The sequence below is a fragment of the Brevundimonas sp. genome, from assembly GCF_031412435.1.
Taxonomy (GTDB): domain Bacteria; phylum Pseudomonadota; class Alphaproteobacteria; order Caulobacterales; family Caulobacteraceae; genus Brevundimonas.
In genome coordinates this window covers 130,674-149,852 of the sequence record NZ_JANODA010000044.1, presented here as the reverse complement: position 1 = coordinate 149,852, position 19,179 = coordinate 130,674, and the positions used below count along the sequence as shown (strand labels likewise).

General features: G+C 68.2%; 24 protein-coding genes. 12 read left to right on the top strand and 12 right to left on the bottom strand.

Annotated features, from left to right (window positions below):
• From atpA to RMO01_RS09005, 8 genes are all read left to right on the top strand, one after another.
• Positions 1-1,284, top strand: a 1,284-nt coding sequence (gene atpA, locus RMO01_RS09040) for a F0F1 ATP synthase subunit alpha (RefSeq protein WP_309628716.1), incomplete at its 5' end; no start/stop codon positions are given.
• A gap of 33 nt (positions 1,285-1,317) precedes the next feature.
• Complete coding sequence (locus tag RMO01_RS09035) at positions 1,318-2,196, top strand: F0F1 ATP synthase subunit gamma (RefSeq protein ID WP_309628715.1); 879 nt, start codon at positions 1,318-1,320, stop codon at positions 2,194-2,196.
• 43 nt (positions 2,197-2,239) lie between these two features.
• Entirely contained in the window at positions 2,240-3,778 is a 1,539-nt protein-coding gene (gene atpD, locus RMO01_RS09030; RefSeq protein ID WP_309628714.1) for a F0F1 ATP synthase subunit beta, read from the top strand.
• Positions 3,779-4,048: an ATP synthase F1 subunit epsilon gene (locus RMO01_RS09025; RefSeq protein ID WP_309628713.1), complete on the top strand. Its 270-nt coding sequence runs from the start codon at positions 3,779-3,781 to the stop codon at positions 4,046-4,048.
• Between the two features lie 292 nt (positions 4,049-4,340).
• Positions 4,341-4,670: a DMT family transporter gene (locus tag RMO01_RS09020; protein WP_409013058.1), complete on the top strand. Its 330-nt coding sequence runs from the start codon at positions 4,341-4,343 to the stop codon at positions 4,668-4,670.
• Positions 4,671-4,689: 19 nt separating this feature from the next.
• Positions 4,690-4,926, top strand: a complete 237-nt coding sequence (locus RMO01_RS09015) for a DUF1272 domain-containing protein (RefSeq protein ID WP_309628711.1) — start codon at positions 4,690-4,692, stop codon at positions 4,924-4,926.
• A 91-nt stretch (positions 4,927-5,017) separates the two neighbouring features.
• On the top strand, positions 5,018-5,584 hold the full coding sequence (locus RMO01_RS09010; protein WP_309628710.1) for a hypothetical protein: 567 nt from the start codon (positions 5,018-5,020) through the stop codon (positions 5,582-5,584).
• A gap of 90 nt (positions 5,585-5,674) precedes the next feature.
• Complete coding sequence (locus RMO01_RS09005) at positions 5,675-6,235, top strand: hypothetical protein (protein ID WP_309628709.1); 561 nt, start codon at positions 5,675-5,677, stop codon at positions 6,233-6,235.
• Between the two features lie 78 nt (positions 6,236-6,313).
• Here RMO01_RS09005 and RMO01_RS09000 read toward each other — a convergent pair whose 3' ends face one another.
• From RMO01_RS09000 to obgE, 9 genes are all read right to left on the bottom strand, one after another.
• On the bottom strand, positions 6,314-6,808 hold the full coding sequence (locus RMO01_RS09000; protein ID WP_309628708.1) for an RNA pyrophosphohydrolase: 495 nt from the start codon (positions 6,806-6,808) through the stop codon (positions 6,314-6,316).
• A gap of 100 nt (positions 6,809-6,908) precedes the next feature.
• Positions 6,909-8,108 carry a divergent polysaccharide deacetylase family protein gene (locus RMO01_RS08995; protein ID WP_309628707.1) on the bottom strand — a complete coding sequence of 400 codons (1,200 nt, stop codon included), beginning with the start codon at positions 8,106-8,108 and terminating at the stop codon, positions 6,909-6,911.
• A 302-nt stretch (positions 8,109-8,410) separates the two neighbouring features.
• Entirely contained in the window at positions 8,411-9,772 is a 1,362-nt protein-coding gene (locus tag RMO01_RS08990; RefSeq protein WP_309628706.1) for a S41 family peptidase, read from the bottom strand.
• Positions 9,773-9,920: 148 nt separating this feature from the next.
• Positions 9,921-10,982: a peptidoglycan DD-metalloendopeptidase family protein gene (locus tag RMO01_RS08985; protein WP_309628705.1), complete on the bottom strand. Its 1,062-nt coding sequence runs from the start codon at positions 10,980-10,982 to the stop codon at positions 9,921-9,923.
• Complete coding sequence (rlmH, locus tag RMO01_RS08980) at positions 10,982-11,446, bottom strand: 23S rRNA (pseudouridine(1915)-N(3))-methyltransferase RlmH (protein WP_309628704.1); 465 nt, start codon at positions 11,444-11,446, stop codon at positions 10,982-10,984. The genes RMO01_RS08985 and rlmH overlap by 1 nt, the downstream gene beginning before the upstream one ends.
• Positions 11,447-11,507: 61 nt before the next feature.
• Positions 11,508-11,993 (bottom strand): ribosome silencing factor, encoded by a 486-nt coding sequence (rsfS, locus tag RMO01_RS08975; RefSeq protein WP_309628703.1) that lies wholly within the window; start codon positions 11,991-11,993, stop codon positions 11,508-11,510.
• A gap of 145 nt (positions 11,994-12,138) precedes the next feature.
• On the bottom strand, positions 12,139-12,792 hold the full coding sequence (locus tag RMO01_RS08970; protein WP_309628702.1) for a nicotinate-nucleotide adenylyltransferase: 654 nt from the start codon (positions 12,790-12,792) through the stop codon (positions 12,139-12,141).
• 83 nt (positions 12,793-12,875) lie between these two features.
• The gene (locus RMO01_RS08965; RefSeq protein WP_309628701.1) at positions 12,876-13,070 is read right to left on the bottom strand and encodes a hypothetical protein; all 195 of its coding nucleotides are present in this window, start codon (positions 13,068-13,070) and stop codon (positions 12,876-12,878) included.
• Positions 13,071-13,123: 53 nt separating this feature from the next.
• Complete coding sequence (gene obgE, locus RMO01_RS08960; RefSeq protein WP_309628700.1) at positions 13,124-14,176, bottom strand: GTPase ObgE; 1,053 nt, start codon at positions 14,174-14,176, stop codon at positions 13,124-13,126.
• Between the two features lie 172 nt (positions 14,177-14,348).
• On the opposite strand from obgE, the gene RMO01_RS08955 reads away from it, so the two are divergent.
• Positions 14,349-15,131, top strand: a complete 783-nt coding sequence (locus RMO01_RS08955; RefSeq protein ID WP_309628699.1) for a hypothetical protein — start codon at positions 14,349-14,351, stop codon at positions 15,129-15,131.
• Between the two features lie 34 nt (positions 15,132-15,165).
• On the opposite strand, the gene ald is transcribed toward RMO01_RS08955, so the two are convergent.
• A complete protein-coding gene (gene ald / locus RMO01_RS08950) occupies positions 15,166-16,284 on the bottom strand; it encodes an alanine dehydrogenase (protein WP_309628698.1) in 1,119 nt (372 codons plus the stop codon).
• Positions 16,285-16,435: 151 nt separating this feature from the next.
• Between ald and RMO01_RS08945 the strand changes: the two genes are divergently transcribed.
• From RMO01_RS08945 to RMO01_RS08935, 3 genes are all read left to right on the top strand, one after another.
• Positions 16,436-16,912 (top strand): Lrp/AsnC family transcriptional regulator, encoded by a 477-nt coding sequence (locus RMO01_RS08945; RefSeq protein ID WP_309628697.1) that lies wholly within the window; start codon positions 16,436-16,438, stop codon positions 16,910-16,912.
• 146 nt (positions 16,913-17,058) lie between these two features.
• Complete coding sequence (locus RMO01_RS08940; RefSeq protein WP_309628696.1) at positions 17,059-17,235, top strand: hypothetical protein; 177 nt, start codon at positions 17,059-17,061, stop codon at positions 17,233-17,235.
• Positions 17,232-17,471, top strand: a complete 240-nt coding sequence (locus tag RMO01_RS08935; protein ID WP_309628695.1) for a hypothetical protein — start codon at positions 17,232-17,234, stop codon at positions 17,469-17,471. Before RMO01_RS08940 ends, RMO01_RS08935 begins: the two co-directional genes overlap by 4 nt.
• Here RMO01_RS08935 and RMO01_RS08930 read toward each other — a convergent pair.
• Both RMO01_RS08930 and RMO01_RS08925 read right to left on the bottom strand, forming a co-directional pair.
• Positions 17,468-17,680 carry a hypothetical protein gene (locus RMO01_RS08930; protein WP_309628694.1) on the bottom strand — a complete coding sequence of 71 codons (213 nt, stop codon included), beginning with the start codon at positions 17,678-17,680 and terminating at the stop codon, positions 17,468-17,470. The two genes, RMO01_RS08935 and RMO01_RS08930, sit on opposite strands and share 4 nt — an antisense overlap.
• Positions 17,681-17,690: 10 nt before the next feature.
• On the bottom strand, positions 17,691-19,145 hold the full coding sequence (locus tag RMO01_RS08925) for an NAD-dependent succinate-semialdehyde dehydrogenase (RefSeq protein ID WP_309628693.1): 1,455 nt from the start codon (positions 19,143-19,145) through the stop codon (positions 17,691-17,693).
• Between the last annotated feature and the right edge of the window lie 34 nt (positions 19,146-19,179).

Below are 19,179 nucleotides of genomic sequence, written 5' to 3'. Positions count from 1 at the left end.
GAGGGCGACGAAGTCCGCCGTCTGGGCGAGATCGTGGACGTTCCGGTCGGCAAGGGCCTGCTGGGCCGCGTCGTCAACCCGCTGGGCGAGCCGATCGACGGCAAGGGCCCGATCCAGTTCACCGAGCGTCGCCGCGTGGATGTGAAGGCTCCCGGCATCATCCCCCGCAAGTCCGTTCACGAGCCGATGCAGACCGGCCTGAAGGCCATCGACACCCTGATCCCCGTCGGCCGCGGCCAGCGCGAGCTGATCATCGGTGACCGTCAGGTCGGCAAGACCGCCGTGGCGATCGACACCATCCTGAACCAGAAGTCGATCAACGTTGAGGGCGCGTCGGAAGGCGAGAAGCTCTACTGCATCTACGTCGCCATCGGCCAGAAGCGCTCGACCGTGGCCCAGATCGTCAAGACGCTCGAGGAGCGCGGCGCCTTGGACTACACCATCGTCGTCGCCGCCACGGCGTCCGAGCCGGCCCCGCTGCAGTTCCTGGCCCCGTTCTCGGGCACGGCCATGGGCGAGTTCTTCCGCGACAACGGCATGCACGCCCTGATCGTCTATGACGATCTGTCGAAACAGGCCGTCGCGTATCGCCAGATGTCCCTGCTGCTGCGCCGCCCGCCGGGCCGCGAAGCCTATCCGGGCGACGTCTTCTATCTGCACAGCCGCCTGCTGGAGCGTTCGGCCAAGCTGAACGAGGACAACGGTTCGGGCTCGATGACCGCCCTGCCGCTGATCGAGACCCAGGCCAATGACGTCTCGGCCTACATTCCCACCAACGTGATCTCGATCACCGACGGCCAGATCTTCCTGGAATCCGACCTGTTCTACCAGGGTATCCGCCCGGCCGTGAACGTCGGCATCTCGGTGTCGCGCGTGGGCTCTTCGGCCCAGATCAAGGCGATGAAACAGGTCGCCGGTTCGATCAAGGGCGAGTTGGCCCAGTATCGCGAGATGGCCGCCTTCGCCAAGTTCGGTTCGGACCTGGACGTCTCGACCCAGAACCTGCTGGCCCGCGGCGCGCGCCTGACGGAACTCCTGAAGCAGCCCCAGTATTCGCCGCTGACGGTCGAGGAGCAGGTGGTGTCGATCTACGCCGGCACGCGCGGCTATCTCGACAAGATCGCCGTGGCCGACATCGCGCGCTTCGAATCGGAACTGCTGGCCCGCATGCACTCCGCGCACGCCTCGACGCTGGCCGCCATCAAGTCGACCAAGGCCCTGTCCAAGGAGCTGGAAGCCGAGCTGAAGGCCGCGATCGAAGCCTTCGCCAAGACCTTCGCCTAAGTCTGACCCGGTAAGCTGAAAGAGTAGCGCCCGATGGCCAGCCTTAAGGAAATGCGGAATCGGATCGGAAGCGTCAAGTCGACGCAGAAGATCACGAAAGCCCTGAACATGGTCGCCGCGGCCAAGCTGAAGCGCGCCCAGGACCAGGCCGAGAGCGCCCGTCCCTATGCCCGCAAGATGGCCGCCGTGATCGCCAACCTGGCGGCCGGCGTCTCCGGCGACGGCGCGCCCAAGCTCCTGGCCGGCACCGGCAAGGACCAGAAGCACCTGCTGGTCGTGGCGACGGGCGACAAGGGACTGGCGGGTGGTTTCAACACCAACGTCATCCGCGCCGCCAGGGACCGGATCAACACCCTGATCGCCGCCGGCAAGGACGTGCGGATCATCGCCGTGGGCCGCAAGGTCCGCGACGGCCTGACCCGCCAGTTCGGCAGCCGCATCGTGCGCACCTTCGAGCTGTCGGAGCACAAGGTCATCGGCATGGGCGCCGCCGAGCCGATCGCCGAACTGATCGCCTCGGAGTTCGAGGCCGGCAACGCCGACGTCGTGACGCTGTTCTACAGCCGCTTCCAGTCGGTCATCTCCCAGGTGCCGACGCCGAAACAGCTGATCCCCGCCGTCGTTGACGGCGACGCCGCCCCGATCGACCTGAACGGCGCCGTCTATGACTACGAGCCCTCGGAAGAGGAAATCCTCGACGTCGTCCTGCCGCGCAATATCACCACCCAGGTGCTGGCTGCGCTGTACGAGAACCAGGCCAGCTTCTTCGGGGCCCAGATGGGCGCCATGGACAACGCCACCCGCAACGCGGGCGACCTCATCAACTCTCTGACGCTGCAGTACAACCGCAAGCGTCAGGCCCAGATCACCACAGAACTGATCGAGATCATCGCCGGCGCGGAAGCGCTCTGATCCTCCGATCCTGACAGATACAGACCGAAACGGACCCCTCCCGATGACCGACACCGTCGCCAAGAAACCCGCCGCCCGGAAGCCCAAGGCTCCCGCCGCCCCGACCGCAGCCTCCGCCACGGGCAACGCCGTCGTCACCGCCGGCACCGGGGTGGGCAAGATCGCCCAGGTCATCGGCGCCGTCGTGGACGTCGAATTCGCGGGCCAACTGCCGGCGATCCTGAACGCCCTGCAGACACAGAACGTCGACCAGAAGACGGGCGAGCCCTTCACCCTGGTCCTGGAAGTCGCCCAGCACCTGGGTGAGAACATGGTCCGCACGATCGCCATGGACACGACCGAGGGCCTCACGCGCGGTCAGCCCGTCACGGATACCGGCACCTCGATCCTGGCGCCGGTCGGCCCGGGTACGCTCGGTCGCATCATGAACGTCGTCGGCGCGCCGATCGACGAAGCCGGTCCGATCCAGACCACGATGTTCCGCCCGATCCACCGCGAGGCCCCGACCTTCGAAGAGCAGTCGACTTCGTCGGAAATCCTGGTCACCGGCATCAAGGTCATCGACCTGATCTGCCCCTACACCAAGGGCGGCAAGACCGGCCTGTTCGGCGGCGCCGGCGTGGGCAAGACCGTGACCATGCAGGAACTGATCAACAACATCGCCAAGGCCTACGGCGGCTATTCGGTGCTGGCCGGCGTGGGTGAGCGCACCCGCGAGGGCAACGACCTGTATCACGAGATGATCGAGTCCAACGTGAACGTCGCCGGCGGCGGCGAAGGCTCGAAATGCGCCCTGGTCTACGGCCAGATGAACGAGCCTCCCGGAGCCCGCGCCCGCGTGGCCCTGACCGGCCTGGCCCAGGCCGAGTATTTCCGCGACGAAGAGGGCAAGGACGTGCTGCTCTTCATCGACAACATCTTCCGCTTCACCCAGGCCGGTTCGGAAATGTCCGCCCTGCTGGGTCGTATCCCGTCGGCCGTGGGCTATCAGCCGACCCTGGCCACCGAGATGGGCAACCTGCAGGAACGCATCACTTCCACCAAGAAGGGCTCGATCACCTCGATCCAGGCCATCTACGTTCCCGCCGACGACCTGACCGACCCCGCGCCCGCCGCCTCGTTCGCCCACCTTGACGCGACGACCGTGCTGAACCGTGACATCGCCGCCCAGGCCATCTTCCCGGCCGTGGACCCGCTCGACTCGACCTCGCGCATCATGGACCCGCTGGTCATCGGCGAGGAACACTACCGCGTCGCCCGTTCGGTCCAGGAAGTCCTGCAGCAGTACAAGGCGCTGAAAGACATCATCGCCATCCTGGGGATGGACGAGCTGTCGGAAGAGGACAAGCTGGTCGTCTCGCGCGCCCGCAAGATCTCGCGCTTCCTGTCGCAGCCCTTCTTCGTGGCCGAACAGTTCACCAACTCGCCCGGCAAGTTCGTCTCGCTGGAAGACACGATCCGCTCGTTCAAGGGCATCGTCGCCGGTGAATACGACCACCTGCCGGAAGCCGCCTTCTACATGGTCGGCGCGATCGAAGAGGCCGTCGAAAAGGCCGCCAAGCTGGCCGCGGACGCCTCGTAAATGGCCGGCAAGCTCAGCTTCTCGCTGGTGTCGCCTGAGCGCGAGGTCTTCAACGGCCTCGTCGATCAGGTCGACGCGCCGGGCGTCGAGGGCGACTTCGGCGTCCTCGCCGACCACGCGCCCTTCATGACCGCCCTGCGCGAAGGCCCGGTCGTGGTGTTCGACGGCTCGTCGAAACGGACCTTCGAGGTCAAGGGCGGCTTCGCCGACGTGACCCCCGCCGGCCTGACCATCCTGGCCGAGGCGGCGACCGAGATCGCGGCGGCCTAGGTCTCGACGAAGGGCGATCGATGACCGCCCTGATCCATCTTCTGACAGCCGGCGCGGAAATCGCCGGCTGTTTCGCGTTCCGCGCCTGTCCGACGCGGGCGGGGGGACGGTCGCCAATTTTCGTCGCCAAACCGACCAGGCGCCGACGCCAATCTCGACAACCTGGCCAATCGGCTTGATCAGGGCCGAAACCGCCCTAGATAACCCCCGCAAGACGAGGCCACGTCCTCGCCCCGACGGTGTCGGGCCAAGCCCGGGACGGCCCGGCCTTTCGCAAGGAGGGCCGTATCCAATGGCCTGGGTCTATCTTCTCATCGCCGGCCTGTTCGAGATCGTCTGGGCCTATTTCATGAAACAGTCCGAGGGGTTCACCCGGCTGTGGCCCAGTGTGCTGACGCTCGGCTTCATGGCCGTCAGCTTCGCCCTGTTGTCCCTGGCGATGAAGTCGCTGCCGATGGGCACGGCCTATGTGATCTGGACCGGGATCGGCGCGGTCGGGGCCTTCGTCGTCGGAGTGGTGCTGCTGGGTGAGAGCCTGACGGTGATGCGCGTGGTGGCGGCCTTGCTCGTCGTGACGGGGCTGGTCATCTTCCGTCTGGCGCCGGGCGGCTCATCGCACTGACGCCCATCAGGAGGTGCGGATGCTGGAGCTTCGACCCAACTGCGAATGCTGCGACCGGGACCTGCCGCCGGAGAGCACGGACGCCCGGATCTGCACCTTCGAATGCACCTTCTGCAGGCCCTGCGTGGACGGGCCGCTGAAGGGCGTCTGTCCCAACTGCGGCGGGAACTTCGCGCCGCGTCCGATTCGGCCTGCGGGAAAGCTGGCGCGCTTTCCCGCGAGCGGCAGGCGGGTCACGCGAGCGACCTGTCCCTGACGGTTCCAGACGGAAGAGCCGGCTGAGGTCCCATCCTCTGGCTCCGTCTCGCCTCAATGGCTAAGCTTTCCCGGTCTTCAAGGGACCCGACATGACGCGCCCTCGGCTGATCGCCTTCGTTCTCGCCCTGGCCTGCATGGCCGCTCCGCCTGTCGTCGCACAGACGAACGTCGCGACACCGGCTGAAGCGATGCTGCATGCGGTGCGCAACGTCTGCGGGCCCAATGTCGCCGGACGGCTGCCGTTCGACATCATGAACGCCGACCTGAACGGACCTCGGGTCACCCTGGCTGACGCCTCCGGCGATCCCGCCACCCTTGCCGCCTTCCACGACATGGAGACGGATCGGGTGGCGTTCGGCTTCGTCGTCTCGGACACCGGCCGGATCAACATCGGCGTCGATGAGACCCTGGCCTGGTGCCGTGTGGCCGCGCTGGAGGTCACCCCGTCGGATGTCGAGGCCATGAAGACTGGCCTCCGGACCCTCGACGACTGGTCCGAGACGGGTCAGGTGGCGCCGGGCGTGACCCAGTATCTGGCCACCCTGGACGGTGACGTGGTCTTCGTCCGCGTCGCCGATCCGGCTGTCGCATCGGGATATGGCCCGGCAGCAGGTCTGATCGTCACGGTGATGAATCCGGCGGCCCAGGAGGAGTGAGGTCTTCCTGGTTTTCGGAAAACAGCGATTCTCGACTCGCGGCCCGGCCGGAAGCGGGTCTAGTCTGCGGCATCAGGACAGGAGAATGAAATGACGACCTTCCGCCCCCTCGCCCTGGCGGCGACCCTCAGCCTCCTCGGGGCGTCCTCCGCCCAGGCCCAGACGGCGACCGCGACGCCCGCCGAGGCCTTCCTTTATGCGGTGCAACAGGTGTGCGCCAAGAACGCCATGGGTGACCTGCCTCTGAATCCGCCCTCGGCGGCGCTGACGGCCGCCCATGTCGATCTGGTCGACGGCGGCAGCGATCCGGACACGCGGGGCGCCTTCCACGACATGCCGGCGACCATCGATTACGGCGCCGTGGCCTCGGCCAGCGGCCAGATCATCATCGGCGCCGACGAGGCGGGCAGCTGTCGCGTCGCCGCGGTCAATGTTGCGGCCGCCGACGTCACGGCCATCACCGCCGCCCTGCGGGCCGCCGGGGGCGACTGGAACGAGATCGCGGCCGACGCCGCGGCCGGATCTGCGACCTTCAGCGGCACGATCGGCCCGGAATCGGCGATGATCGAAATCGTCACTCCGCCGGCCGGATCCCACTGGGGCAAGGCGGGCATCATGGCCACGGTGATGAACCCGGCCGCGGGGTCCTAGGGGCGCTAACACTCGCGACGCGGTCGCTCGCTATTTGAGCGCTGTCCTGGGGCGCATCACTCCCGACGCAGTCGGTCGCTATTTGGGCGCAGGCGCCGCGAAAGTCGAGAATGCCGCCACGACCTGTTCGTAGGCCTGACGCTTGAACGGCACGATGAGGTCGCAGGCCTCCGACAGGTCGCCCCAGCGCCAGGCGTCGAACTCGATCTCGGCGTGTTTGCCGAGATCGATCTCGGCCTCGTCGCCGGTGAAGCGGAAGGCGAACCAGACCTGCTTCTGGCCGTCCCAGGGCTTTCGGCCGTCGGCGCGGTGCCGGGCCTTCAGGACCTCGGGGAAGTCGTAGACGATCCAGCCCTCGGTGCGGCCGATCAGGTCAGCGGAGGTGACGCCGGTCTCTTCCTCCAGTTCGCGCCGGGCGGCGGCCTCGATGTCCTCACCCTTGTCGACCCCGCCTTGGGGGAATTGCCAGGCCGGCCCCTCGCTCATGCCCGCGCGACGGCCGTACCAGACCTGGCCTGCGCTGTTGAACAGGACGACGCCGACGTTGGGGCGATGGGTGGGGAAGTCGGACATGGAGGCACTAGGGACTAGGGACTAGGGACTGGGGATCCGGGACGAGGCGCAGAGGAGGGCTCGATCTTCCCCTAGTCCCTAATCCCTAGCTCCTCATCCCTTATCTTCCCGGCCGCTGCGTCATCGCCGACGCCGGCGCCAGTTGCAGCCCGCGCGCGTCCAGACCTGCGGTCCAGCGGGCGGCGGCCTCGACTGTGACCGGATAGGCGAACCCGGTCCCCAGGGCCGCGCCGCGCGTCTTGGCGGCGGCCTCGAGGGTGTTCAGGCGGCCGATGATGGCAGCGGGGGTCTGGGTCTCGTCGATGATGGTGTCGGCGCTGGCGCGGGCCCAGGCGCCCGGGCGGCGACGCGCCATGCCGTCGTCGAGGAAGGCGACGCCGCGCTGGCGCAGGACGCCGAGGAAGGCGGCCATGCCGGTGTCCGAGGTGACGAACCGGTCGCCGAGATAGTTGGTGACGCCGAAATAGCCGGTGGCGCGGCCCAGAAGCCAGTTCATCCGGGCCGTGACGTCGTCGGGGGTGGCGTTGGCGAGCAGGGTGTAGGGGCCGGGATCGTTGTTGGGATAGCCGGTCGGCTCCATCGGGATCTCGATCATGACCTCGTGGCCCTGGGCTCGGGCCAGGTCGATCCAGCCCTGGAGCCCCTGGGCGTAGGGCACGAAGGAGAGGGTCACATCGGCCGGAAGGCGTTCGATGGCGGCGCGGGTCGTAACGGCGTTGAGGCCGAGGCCGCCGACGATCAGGGCGACGCGCGGCTTGCCGTTCGACTGGAAGGGACGGGCATAGGCCTGGGCCGGGACGCGGCCGTCGGTGGCGATAACGGGGAGCGCGCCCTGCGGACCCGGCTGGCTGAGACCGGCGATGGGGGCCTCGGGCAGGGGCGAGGCGGGCAGGGCGGGGGCGGCGATGGCCGAGCCGCCGGCGACGGTGGCGCCGTCGGGCAGGGTGATCAGGGCGTCGCCGCCGGCCGCGCCGGAGGGGTCGCCCATCGGATCGCCGCCGAGTCCCTGCCAGGCGGAGAACCCGCCCATGGAAAAGGCTTCAAGACCGGTGGGGGCGGGACCCTCGACCGGGGCCTCGCGCTTCAGGGCGACGCGGGCGGTGGGCGTTCCGGCGCGCGGATCGCCGAGCACGGTCAGAAACAGGGCCACCGTGCCGAGCAGCAAGAGGCCAGCTGCGCCCACGGCGACCGGCGGCTTTTTGAACACCACGAGTGCGGACTTCAGGTCGAACTTCGGCAGCCGGCCCGCGGGGGCGGCTCCGGCCGTGGCGGCGAGGGCGGACTGACGCTTGGCGAACATGGACGGCGAACGCTCTGGAAGCTGGCGACCGGACGGATTCCGGACGACGATCATCGCCTGCGACTATGAACGGGCGGCGGTTAAGAAAGCCTAACGGCGCGTTAGCCATGTTCTCCTCCCTGCGCCGCAGGCGTGGGGAGGTGGCTCATCGCGCCCAGCGATGAGACGGAGGGGGCGAGGTAACGGTTGAAATTGGGGTCGGCGACTCGCCGGAGCCACGGTGTCGCCCCCTCCGTCTCGAAGCGGATCGCTTCGAGCCACCTCCCCATCGCCATTCGGCGACAGGGAGGAGACGCGGGGCGCTACTCTTCTTCGGTCGATTCCAGAGCGGCGACCTCGACGGTCCCGTCGCTGATCACAATGCCTTCCGGCGCGGCGGCGAGGCGGGTCAGGTCGCCGCCGGCGCGCAGGACGTCGAGGGCGCGCTGCAGCTGGTAGTCGGCGTCCTTGTCATAGTCCGCGCCCGGCGCTTCGCGCGGGGTGTGGGCGCCCTTGCGCTCGGCGCCGATCGAGGCGTCCAGCGCGGTCGCATAGGCGGCCTCGGAGTAGATGAAGCTGGAGCGGGACACGATCCGCGCCTCGGCCTCGGTGCGGGCGACCTCGAGATCCGGCTCGATGCCGATCTTCTGGATCGAGGCGCCGGACGGAGTGTAGTAGCGCGCCGTCGTGATCGACAGGGCGCCGTCGCGGCCGCCGCCCAGCGGAATGACCGTCTGGACCGAACCCTTGCCGAAGGTGGTCAGGCCGACCAGCGTGGCCCGCTCCTGATCCTTCAGGGCGCCGGCGACGATCTCCGACGCAGAGGCGGAGCCGTAGTTGATCAGCACGACCAGAGGCAGGCCGCCGGTCAGGTCGCCCGGGCGAGCCGCGTAGCGCTCGATCTGGTCGGGCTTCCTGCCGCGCTGGCTGACGATCTCGCCGCGCTCGAGGAAGGCGTCGGAGACGTCGATAGCCGCCGTCAGCAGGCCGCCGCCGTTGTTGCGCAGGTCGAGGACGAAGCCCTTCACGTCGGGATGGTCGCGCCGGATCTTCTCGATCGCGGTGGTCAGCTCCCGGCCGGTGTTCTCATTGAAGGTCGAGATGCGCAGATAGCCGAAATCGCCCTCCATCCGGCTGGTCACGGATTCGACCTTGATGACCTCGCGCACGAGGGTCACCTCGCGCGGCTCCTCGCCGTCACGCAGGAAGGTGACGGTGACCGAGGTGCCCATGGCGCCGCGCAGTTTTTCCGAGACCTGGGTCACGGTCATGCCTGACGCGTTCTGGCCCTCGATGGCCGAGATGACGTCGCCGGCCTGGACGCCTGCCTTGGCCGCAGGACTGTCGTCCATCGGCGAGATGACCTTCACCAGACCACCTTCGGCCGTGATGGTCAGGCCGACGCCCGAATATTCGCCGGAGGTCCGCTCCTGCAGGTCCTCGAACCCCAGGGGCGGGAGGTAGTTGGAGTGGGGGTCCAGCGCGGTCATCATGCCCGCGAGCGCCGCCTCGATCAGCTTCTTGTTGTCGACTGGGACGACATAGGCCTGTTCGACCACCGCCAGGACGTCGCCGAACAGCTGCAGCATGCGGAAGGTTTCGTTGCGCGGCGTCTGGGACGCCACAGTCATGCCGCTGAGACCAAGGGCCGCGACGGCGGCGCCGGCGATGAGCAGTTTACGCATTCGGTCTCTTTCGGGGCCGCCGGAAGGCGGCGAGGCGGGAGGTCAGGCGCGGGACCTCACGATGAAATCGTGGCGCCCCCGCGTCCGCTGGATAAAATCAGCGTCATGAGGGCTTGGGAAGCAGTTTCGGCTGAAGGGAAGCCTCGCTTCAAAGATAGGGCGCCGGATCGACGGCGCGATCGTCGCGGCGGAGTTCGAAATAGACCTCGCCGCCCCGGCCGGCGGATCCGAGACCCTGGCCGTCCGCGACCCTCTCGCCCGTTTCGACGGAGACAGCGTCGAGACCGGCGATGACGGCGCGCCAGCCGCCGCCGAGATCGAGGATCACGACCTCGCCCCAGCCGCTGAGCGGCCCGGCATGGTCGACGCGTCCGCCGGCGGGTGAGGCGACCGGGCCGGCCGGGGCGGTCCAGCGCACGCCCTGTCCCGACTTCGTCGGCGCGCCACTGACCGGGGACGTCAGCCTGGCGCGGCCGCCGGGCAGGCGGGTGGAGGGTGTGGGCGCGTCGGTGACCGAGGCTGGACGTCCGCCGAGGTTGCGGATGCGGGTCTCCAGCGCCGCCGCGGCGCGTTCGGCGCGGGCGGCGTCGGCGCGGAGAACGGCCAGAAGGGCGGTGCGGCGGGCGGACAGGCCCTCGATCTCCGCCCGGCGGTCGCCCTGGGCGCTTTCGGTGGTCAGCAGGCGTTCCGAGGACAGGACGGCGAGGCGGCGGATGCGGGCGACCTCGGCCTGACGAGCGGCGAAGGCGGCAGCCCGCTGCTGCATCCCCGGGGCCATGGCCTTCATCAGGATGGCGGCCCGCACCGTGTCCACGGCCCGGTCGGCGGGAACCAGCAGGGGTGGCGGTGGCTTACGGCTCATCATCTGCAGGGCGGACAAAAGGCGGCCCTGTCCGTCCCGGGCCCGGGCCAGGTCGGCGACGATGGCGGCCTCGCGCCGGCTGAGGTCACGCAGACGCTGACGCTGGGCCGACAGCTGCATGTCGTCGGCGGTCTGGTCGGTACGAAGGGTGGCCAGTTCGCGATCCAGGGCGGTGATCTCGATCTGGGCGTCGCGGGCGTCGGCGCGCAGACGGCGTGCGCGGACCTGTTCGTCGCGGTACTGGGCCTGGAGCTGTTCGAGGTCGTCCTGAAACGCCGACGAGGCGGGGGCTGCGGCAGGCAGGCCGGCGAGGGCGATCAGCAGGCTGAGGACGGCGGCGCGGTTCATCAGTCGCGATGATAGGGTGATCCGGCCAGGATCGTCACGGCGCGATAGAGCTGTTCGGCCAGCATCGCCCTGGCGAGCGCATGGGGCCAGGTCTGGGGTCCGAAGGCGAGGGTCGATCCGGCGGCGGCGAGCACGCTCGTGTCCAGTCCGTCCGCCCCGCCGATGACGAAGACCAGCCGACGCTCGCCCCGGTCGCGCAGGGTCGAGATATGGTCGGCGAAGGCCCGGCTGGAATACGTCTTGCCGCGCTCGTCGCAGGCGATCAGGTACGCGCCCTCCGCGGCCGCCAGCAGCAGTTCGGCCTCGGGCGCCTTGCCGGTCTTGCGGGGTTCCAGATCGATCAGATCGAGGGGGCCGAGGCCGAGGGCCCGCCCGGCCGCCGTGGCCCGGGCCGCATAGTCCGAGGCGAGCGTCGCCTCGGGTCCGCGACCCGGCTTGCCGATGGCGGCGATGGCGAGCTTCACTTCACGTAGGCCCTATGCCGCGCTCGCGGAGCGCGGCGACTTGAGGGCGGCTCGCGCACGCTCAGGCTTGGGCGGTGCGGTGGGCGCTGTCGACGGCCCAGATCTTCTCGATGTTGTAGAACATCCGCACTTCGGGCCGGAACAGGTGGACGATGACGTCGCCGGCGTCGATCAGGACCCAGTCGCAGTGCGGCAGGCCCTCGACCTTGGCGCGGCCCAGACCCTGTTCCTTCAGCGTGCGCAGCAGGTGGTCGGCGAGCGCGCCCACGTGGCGGTGAGAACGGCCGGAGGCCACGATCATGCTGTCGGCCATGGGCGACTTGCCGCGGAGGTCGATCAGGACGATGTCCTGGGCCTTGTCGTCGTCCAGCTTGGACAGCAGGGCGATCTCAAGCGGGGTCGTGCCGGTCGGGACGACGCCCTGGCGGTCGAAGCTTGCATTATCTTCGCCGTCGTCCGCGCTGAACAGCGGGAAGTCTTCGGCGGTATCGTCGGAAAGGTCTTCGTCTTGACCGTCTTCGGAATGGATGGGCTCGATCGGCTCCATCTCATGGGCCGTGTTCGAAACGGCCCCCTCTTTGAGAGGAGTGTCTTGCGCGTCGTGCGCGGGCGAGGGGGTCAGCGGAGGGCTCCGGGAGGGTTCACTAAAGACGTCCTCTATCACGGATGGCCCGAAACGTCGACTTACGGCCTCAAGGCGATTTCTGGGCACGCAATGCGGTCGAGGAACTGGGGTTCAGGGGCGCCGTCAGATAGGTCCAGGCGGGGGCCGCCATGGTCGGCAACAGGCGCGCCTCGTTGGACGAGACCCGATGGCCGGCGAACCGCCTGGCGGCGGGGGCGGCGCGGCTTTCCAGCAGGCTTCCCGGCCGGGCGATCACGGCCACAGGCATCATCCGCATGATGTCGGTCCAGCCGCGCCAGCGGTGGAAATTCTCCAGATTGTCCGAGCCCATCAACCAGACGAAATGCACCGCCGGATGCCGCCGCTTGAGCGCGCGCAGGGTGTCGACGGTCCAGGTCGTGCCGATGCGGGTCTCGAAGTCCGAAACCACCATGTGCGGGCCGCGGGCGAAGGTCCCGGCCGAGGCCATGCGGTCGGAGAGCGGCGCGGTCTGGCGCGTGTCCTTGAGCGGGTTCTGGGGCGAGACCAGCCAGATCACACGGTCCAGGTCCATCCGCTGGACGGCCGTCTCCGCCACATGGGCGTGGCCGTCGTGGGCCGGATTGAAGGAGCCGCCGAACAGACCGACCTTCATTCCCGCGGTCAGTTTCAGGCCGTCCCTCAGCGCCCCGGATCGGGGACCGTTCGCCTGGGGCGCGGGACCGGCGAGGAAGAAGGACAAGGCGGGCGGGCTCGCGTCGGACTTATGCTCACGGATGAGCAAACGGAAGCGCAGCTAACACGACGGCGGTCGGCTTGTCGCGTTCAGCCGCCGGTCTTCTTGCCCGAGTTTTTGAACGTCTCGCCGATGACGCCCGCGTCCGGGCCGTCCGGACCGGCGGCGACCCGCGAACGCTCGCCGGTCCGTTTCACGGCGGCGTCGGACGTGGAGGCATCCGGCTTGCCGCCGGGGCTGGCGCCGTTCTTTTCCCGGCCCTTGCTCTGATCGCGATCTGTCATCCCGGCTCCTCTGCAAACCTAGAGTGACCGGGGGCGACAAGGGTTCCCTCGGCTCAGGGCGTCCAGCCGGCTTCGTAGGTCTCGATCTCGTCGCCCTCTTCATCGATCTCGCCGCGCGTCTTGCGGACTTCGGCCCAGGCGGCGCGGAGCAGTTCGGGCACACCTTCGCCGGAGACGCCGGAGACCAGCATGGGGCGGCGACCGGCGACGGCCTCCAGCTCGGCGGCCTTCTCCTCGCGGGCCTCGGGGGTCAGGGCGTCGATCTTGTTGAGGGCCAGGATCTCCTGCTTGTCGCCGAGACCCTCGCCATAGGCGTCGAGCTCGCCCCGGATGATCCGGTAGGCCTCGGCCACATCGTCCTGGGTGCCGTCGATCAGGTGGATCAGGGAGGCCGAGCGCTCGACGTGGCCGAGGAATCGCGTGCCCAGACCGGCGCCTTCGCTGGCGCCCTCGATCAAACCGGGGATGTCGGCGATCACGAATCGCTCGCCCGGGGACAGGTCGACCATGCCGAGGTTGGGGGCCAGGGTCGTGAACGGATAGTCCGCGATCTTGGGCCGCGCGGCGGAGGCTGCGGCGAGGAAGGTCGATTTGCCGGCGTTGGGCAGGCCGGCCAGACCGATGTCGGCGATCAGCTTCAGCCGCAGCCAGATCCAGCGTTCCTGGCCTTCCTGGCCGGGGTTGGCGTGGCGGGGGGCCTGGTTCTGCGGGCCCTTGAAGCGGACATTGCCCCAGCCGCCGTTGCCGCCGGACAGCAGCAGCTCCTTCTGGCCGACCTCGACCATGTCGAGCACGACCGTCTCCTTGTCCTCGGCCAGCACCTGGGTGCCGACCGGAACCTTGAGGACCACATCCTCGCCCTTGGCGCCGTGCATCTGGCGGCCCATGCCGTGGGTGCCGGTCGGGGCCTTGAAATGCTGCTGGTAGCGGTAGTCGATCAGGGTGTTCAGCCCGTCGACCGCCTCAACCCAGACGTTGCCCCCATTGCCGCCGTCGCCGCCGTCCGGCCCGCCGTTGGGGATGAATTTCTCGCGCCGGAACGAGACGGAGCCCGCGCCGCCGTTGCCGGAGCGAATGTAGATCTTGGCCTGGTCGAGGAACTTCATCGGGGATTTCTAAGAGAGGGCGCGAACGCTCGCGACGCGGTCGTGCGCTGCTTGACCGCGCCCTATAGGCCAAGAGAGCGGCGATTTACAGGCGAAGGCGGTCTGTCGGGCTTAAGCGGATCGAAAGCGTGGCCGGTGCAGGGTGTCCGGGAACATTGATGGAGAGATCAGAATGATCTCGCTGGCGCCCGCCTCGACCCAGCCGCTGCCGTTCTGGCGCACCCCTCTGCAGGGGAAGTCCGCGTCCGCCGGGGAGGCCTCGCCGGGCTTCGGCCTGCCGTCCCTGTCCGACATGCGCGACGCGCAGAAGTCGATGAAAAAGGAGATGGCCGCCAAAAAGGTTCAGGCTGTGCGCGAACGCATGGATGCGCTCAAGCTGATGGTGAAGATCGACCCGAAGGCGGGGCTGAAGATGACCGCCGAGCTGGCGAAAGAACTCAGGTCGGCGGTGAAGGACTATGTCGAGGCCGGCGGCAAGAACGTCACCGACGGCGAGATGGCGATGATGCGCCGCGACGCGAAGGACGCCCGCGAAGCCGCCGATACGGCGCTGAAAGGCCTGCCGGCGGAACCCAAGGACACCGGGGACGAGGCCGTCGAGGCGGAGGCCGGGGCGGAAACCGCGACCGTCGATGCGGAGATGAAGCGGGCCCAGGCCGCCTATGCCGCCGCCTTCGAGATCGCCGACGGGCGCGACGAGACGGCCGACCGCGCCGAGGCCGTGCTCGGCGCGGCCCTGGTCGACCGGGGCTTTTTCGAGCAGGTGAAGATGGCGGTCGCCGAGCTCAAGGAGGCGCGCGACAAGATCAAGGCCAACTGGGCCCATCCGAAGTCGCCGGACAAGGACGACTGGAAGGCCGCCGACAAGGAGATGGCCGAGCTCGAGAAGGCGATCGACATGGCCCCGACCGGGGCGCCGGAGCTGGCGTCGAGCGGGGCCTCAGTTCAGGCGTAGCCCTCTCCCGCAAGGGGAGAGGGAGACAGAAGCCTTACCCCTTGGCCCAGACGCCGAACGGATCGCTCCAGCTGAGTCCCATGGCCTCGGCGACCGCCGGATAGGTGATCTCGCCCTTGAGGACGTTGAGGCCGCGCGCCAGGTGAGGGTCCTTCCTCAGGGCCTCGAGACCGTGGTCGGCCAGGGCGAGGCCGAAGGGCAGGGTGGCGTTGTTGAGGGCTTCCGAAGAGGTGCGCGGGGCCGCGCCCGGCATGTTGGCGACGCAGTAGTGGACGACGCCGTCGACAGTGTAGGTCGGGTCCTCGTGGGTCGTGGCGTGGCTGGTCTCGAAACAGCCGCCCTGGTCGATGGCGACGTCGACGAGGACGCTGCCCGGCTTCATCGCCTTCAGGTGCGACTTCTTGATCAGCTTGGGCGCCTCGGCGCCGGGGACCAGGACCGCGCCGATGACGACGTCGGCCTTGACCACCTCTTCATCGATCGCGCCGATCGAGGAATAGCGGGTGATGACGCGGCCGTTGGTGACCTCGTCGATATAGGCCATGCGCGGGATCGAGCGTTCGAGCACCACGACCTCGGCCCCCAGACCCATGGCCATGCGCGCGGCGTTGAGGCCGACGACCCCGCCGCCCAGGACCAGGACGCGGGCCGGGGCCACGCCCGGCACGCCGCAGAACAGCAGGCCCATGCCGCCGTTGTGCTTGAGCAGGGTCTCGGCGGCCGAGAAGACGGCGATGCGGCCGGCGACCTCTGACATCGGCGCCAGCAGCGGCAGGCCGCCGCGCGCGTCGGTGACGGTCTCATAGGCGATGGCGGCGCATTTGGAGGCCAGCAGGCCCTTGGTCTGTTCGGGATCGGGAGCCAGGTGCAGGTAGGTGTAGAGGATCTGGTCCTCGCGCAGCATTTCCCACTCGACCTTCTGGGGCTCCTTCACCTTCACGATCATGTCGGCGGTGGCGAAGATGGTCGCGGCGTCGGCGACGATCCCGGCGCCCGCCTTGACGAAGGCGTCGTCGGTGAAGCCGGCGCCGAGGCCCGCGCCCGCCTGGACCGAGACCGTGTGGCCGTGCGCGACGTACTCGCGCACGGCCGTGGGGGTCAGGCCGACCCGGTGTTCGTTCTTCTTGATTTCCTTGGGAACGCCGACGTGCATCAGATCTCTCCGGTTCAGACGATGGACCCCGCGAGGCCAACGGCCGGCGCGGGCGATGGCTGCATCTTCTAGCGATCCGCGCAGTGCAGGTTCCTCTTCTTTTCAGCAAGTGATCGGCATAAAGTCGCAGAAACTTGCGCTGGACGTCACCATGAAGACCGTTTCCGCCGTCGCTCTCGATGCGACCGACAGAAAGATGCTCCGTGCCCTGCAGACGGACGGACGGATGACCAATACCGAACTGGCCAGGACAGTCGCCTTGTCCGAGAGCGCCTGTCTGCGCCGGTTGAGGGCGCTTGAGGGGGCGGGGGTGATCAGCCGCTACGCCGCCATCATCAACGAACGGGCCGTGGGCCTGCCGATCAGCGTGTTCGTCACCGTGACCCTGTCGTCCCAGGCCGAGAGCGCCCTGACCGCGTTCGAGACGGCCATTACGGGGGTGCCGGAAGTCGTGGAATGCTATCTGATGACCGGCGGTTCGGACTATCTGCTGCGGCTGGTGGTGCGCGACGTCGACGATCTGGAGCGGGTCCACGCCAAGGCGCTGACGACCATTCCCGGGGTGACGCGGGTCTCGTCCAGCGTGGCGATGCGGACGGTGGTCAAGCGGGGCGCCCTGCCGGTTTGATGGGGCTTATACCCCAGGTCTCGCCGGTAACCTTGACGTGTATACCTCGCGCCAGCCCTGAGGATCCCCCATTATCGGTTGATATTTCTCTCTATGATTGTGTCTCGCCTTGACTCACGGTCCTGGGCGCGCGTTCTATCCGCGCCATGGGAGTTAGCGACAACATCGCCGGCTGGATCGATCGCGAGCCCACGCTCGACGAAGAGATCAATGCGCTCGACGGCGAGGACATCTTCGACATGGCCAATCTCGGGGAGAAGGAGACGGGTGTTCCGGGCGTGATCATGATCTCCACGATCATGGGCAACACGGACCGAGGTTGAAGTACTTGATCAAGCCGGGCCGCCACCAGCCGAGCTTTTCCGTTACGATCGCGTCCGAGCCGCGGATCGTGGGCCGATCAGAGGGATTCGACTCGAAGACATTCGCAAGAATGGCCCCGCTCGTGATGGAGTGGGTAGGGCTCAATCAGGAGGCGCTGAGCCGCTTCTGGTGGGCCGGCAACGATCTCATGAACGATCAGGTTCAAGCCTTCATTGCTGACCTGAAGAAGGTCTAGCGTTTCGCGAGCCTGGCGACGCGGACCAGCCCGAAGATGAGCCACACCGCCCCGATCAGCAGCACCAGATCGCTGACCAGCTTCACCATCCCATAGAGCGTCACCGTCTCGACCGACCGCGTCGTCGCCTCGGCCAGAAGCGCCGTCAGTCCGCCCGCGATCAGCAGGGCGACCGGCCAGACCAGCGGCTTGAGGCGTCGGCGGTTCATTTCAGCGCCCCTACTTCAGAGCAAGGGTGACCTGTTTGATGTCGACATATTCCTCGATGCCGTGGGTCGAGCCTTCGCGGCCGTAGCCGGACTGTTTGACCCCGCCGAACGGGGCGACGGCGGTGGAGATCAGGCCGGTGTTGATCCCGATCATGCCCGCCTCGATCCGGCGGCCGATGCGCATGGCGCGGTCGAGGTCGCGGGTGAACAGATAGGAGGCGAGGCCGAACTCGCTGTCGTTGGCTTTGCCCAGGACCTCGTCCTCCGTGTCGAACGGGAAGACGGGGATCAGCGGGCCGAAGGTCTCCTCATGGCGGAACAGTTCGTCGTCGCCGCCCAGGGTCACCGTCGGCTGGAAGAAGCGGCCGCCCAGCGCATGGCGCGCGCCGCCGGTCAGGACCTTGCCGCCCGAGGCCTGGACCCGCTTCAGGTGGTCCTCGACCTTGGCCATGGCCTTGTCCTCGATCAGGGGGCCGACCTTGACGCCGTCCTCGAAGGCCGGGCCGACGGGGATCTTCGCGACCTCGGTGGCGAGTTTGGTCGCATAGGCCTCGGCGACGGAGGCCTGGACATAGACGCGGTTGGGACAGACGCAGGTCTGGCCCGAGTTGCGGAACTTGCCCTTGATGGTCTCGGCGACGGCGAGGTCGAGATCGGCGTCCTCGAACACCATCAAGGGGGCGGCGCCGCCCAGCTCCATCGACACCCGCTTCAGGGTCAGGGCGCACTGTTCGGCCAGCTTGCGACCCACGGGCGTAGATCCGGTGAAGGACAGTTTGCGGATCAGGGGCGAGGCGGTCAGGACGCCGCCGATGGTCGCCGCGTCGCCGGTTATGACGCTGAGCGCCCCCTTGGGCAGGCCGGCCTGATAGGCCAGTTCAGCAAGCGCGATGGCGGTGAACGGGGTCTGGCTGGCGGGCTTGACCACGGCGGTGCAGCCGGCGGCGAAGGCGGGGCCGAGCTTCCTCGTCAGCATGGCGGCCGGGAAGTTCCACGGGGTGATCAGGGCGCAGGGGCCGACGGCTTCGCGGAAGGTCAGGATGACGTGGCCCAGCGGGCTGTCATGGGTCTCGCCGAGGATACGTTCAGCCTCGCTGGCGAACCATTTGATGAAGCCGTTGGCGTAGGTCACCTCGCCCTTCGCCTCCTCGAACGGCTTGCCGTTTTCGATGGCCATGAGGGCGCCGAGCCCCTCGGTGTTCTCGTCGATCAGGGCGGCCCAGTCGCGCAGGAATTTCGCGCGTTTGTGCGGGTCGGAGCGCGACCAGTCGGGGAAGGCGTCGTGCGCCGCCTGGATGGCGCGTTCGGTCTCCGGTGCGCCGAGGTCGGGGATATGGCCGATGATCTCGCCGGTCGCCGGGTCGTCGACGGCGATGCCGTTGGCGCCGGCCGGGATCGCCTCGCCCGCGATGAAGGCGTGCTCGCGCAGGAGCTTGAGGCCGGCGTTGCGGGCGGCGGTGTTCATGGGGAGCGCTCCGGAGTTCGACCGCCATCAGATG

Coding starts and splice junctions, on each gene's coding strand:
- RMO01_RS09035 (WP_309628715.1), top strand. CDS start 1,318: ATGGCCAGCCTTAAGGAAATGCGGAATCGGATCGGAAGCGTCAAGTCG.
- atpD (WP_309628714.1), top strand. CDS start 2,240: ATGACCGACACCGTCGCCAAGAAACCCGCCGCCCGGAAGCCCAAGGCT.
- RMO01_RS09025 (WP_309628713.1), top strand. CDS start 3,779: ATGGCCGGCAAGCTCAGCTTCTCGCTGGTGTCGCCTGAGCGCGAGGTC.
- RMO01_RS09020 (WP_409013058.1), top strand. CDS start 4,341: ATGGCCTGGGTCTATCTTCTCATCGCCGGCCTGTTCGAGATCGTCTGG.
- RMO01_RS09015 (WP_309628711.1), top strand. CDS start 4,690: ATGCTGGAGCTTCGACCCAACTGCGAATGCTGCGACCGGGACCTGCCG.
- RMO01_RS09010 (WP_309628710.1), top strand. CDS start 5,018: ATGACGCGCCCTCGGCTGATCGCCTTCGTTCTCGCCCTGGCCTGCATG.
- RMO01_RS09005 (WP_309628709.1), top strand. CDS start 5,675: ATGACGACCTTCCGCCCCCTCGCCCTGGCGGCGACCCTCAGCCTCCTC.
- RMO01_RS09000 (WP_309628708.1), bottom strand. CDS start 6,808: ATGTCCGACTTCCCCACCCATCGCCCCAACGTCGGCGTCGTCCTGTTC.
- RMO01_RS08995 (WP_309628707.1), bottom strand. CDS start 8,108: ATGTTCGCCAAGCGTCAGTCCGCCCTCGCCGCCACGGCCGGAGCCGCC.
- RMO01_RS08990 (WP_309628706.1), bottom strand. CDS start 9,772: ATGCGTAAACTGCTCATCGCCGGCGCCGCCGTCGCGGCCCTTGGTCTC.
- RMO01_RS08985 (WP_309628705.1), bottom strand. CDS start 10,982: ATGAACCGCGCCGCCGTCCTCAGCCTGCTGATCGCCCTCGCCGGCCTG.
- rsfS (WP_309628703.1), bottom strand. CDS start 11,993: ATGGAGCCGATCGAGCCCATCCATTCCGAAGACGGTCAAGACGAAGAC.
- RMO01_RS08965 (WP_309628701.1), bottom strand. CDS start 13,070: ATGACAGATCGCGATCAGAGCAAGGGCCGGGAAAAGAACGGCGCCAGC.
- obgE (WP_309628700.1), bottom strand. CDS start 14,176: ATGAAGTTCCTCGACCAGGCCAAGATCTACATTCGCTCCGGCAACGGC.
- RMO01_RS08955 (WP_309628699.1), top strand. CDS start 14,349: ATGATCTCGCTGGCGCCCGCCTCGACCCAGCCGCTGCCGTTCTGGCGC.
- ald (WP_309628698.1), bottom strand. CDS start 16,284: ATGCACGTCGGCGTTCCCAAGGAAATCAAGAAGAACGAACACCGGGTC.
- RMO01_RS08945 (WP_309628697.1), top strand. CDS start 16,436: ATGAAGACCGTTTCCGCCGTCGCTCTCGATGCGACCGACAGAAAGATG.
- RMO01_RS08940 (WP_309628696.1), top strand. CDS start 17,059: ATGGGAGTTAGCGACAACATCGCCGGCTGGATCGATCGCGAGCCCACG.
- RMO01_RS08930 (WP_309628694.1), bottom strand. CDS start 17,680: ATGAACCGCCGACGCCTCAAGCCGCTGGTCTGGCCGGTCGCCCTGCTG.
- RMO01_RS08925 (WP_309628693.1), bottom strand. CDS start 19,145: ATGAACACCGCCGCCCGCAACGCCGGCCTCAAGCTCCTGCGCGAGCAC.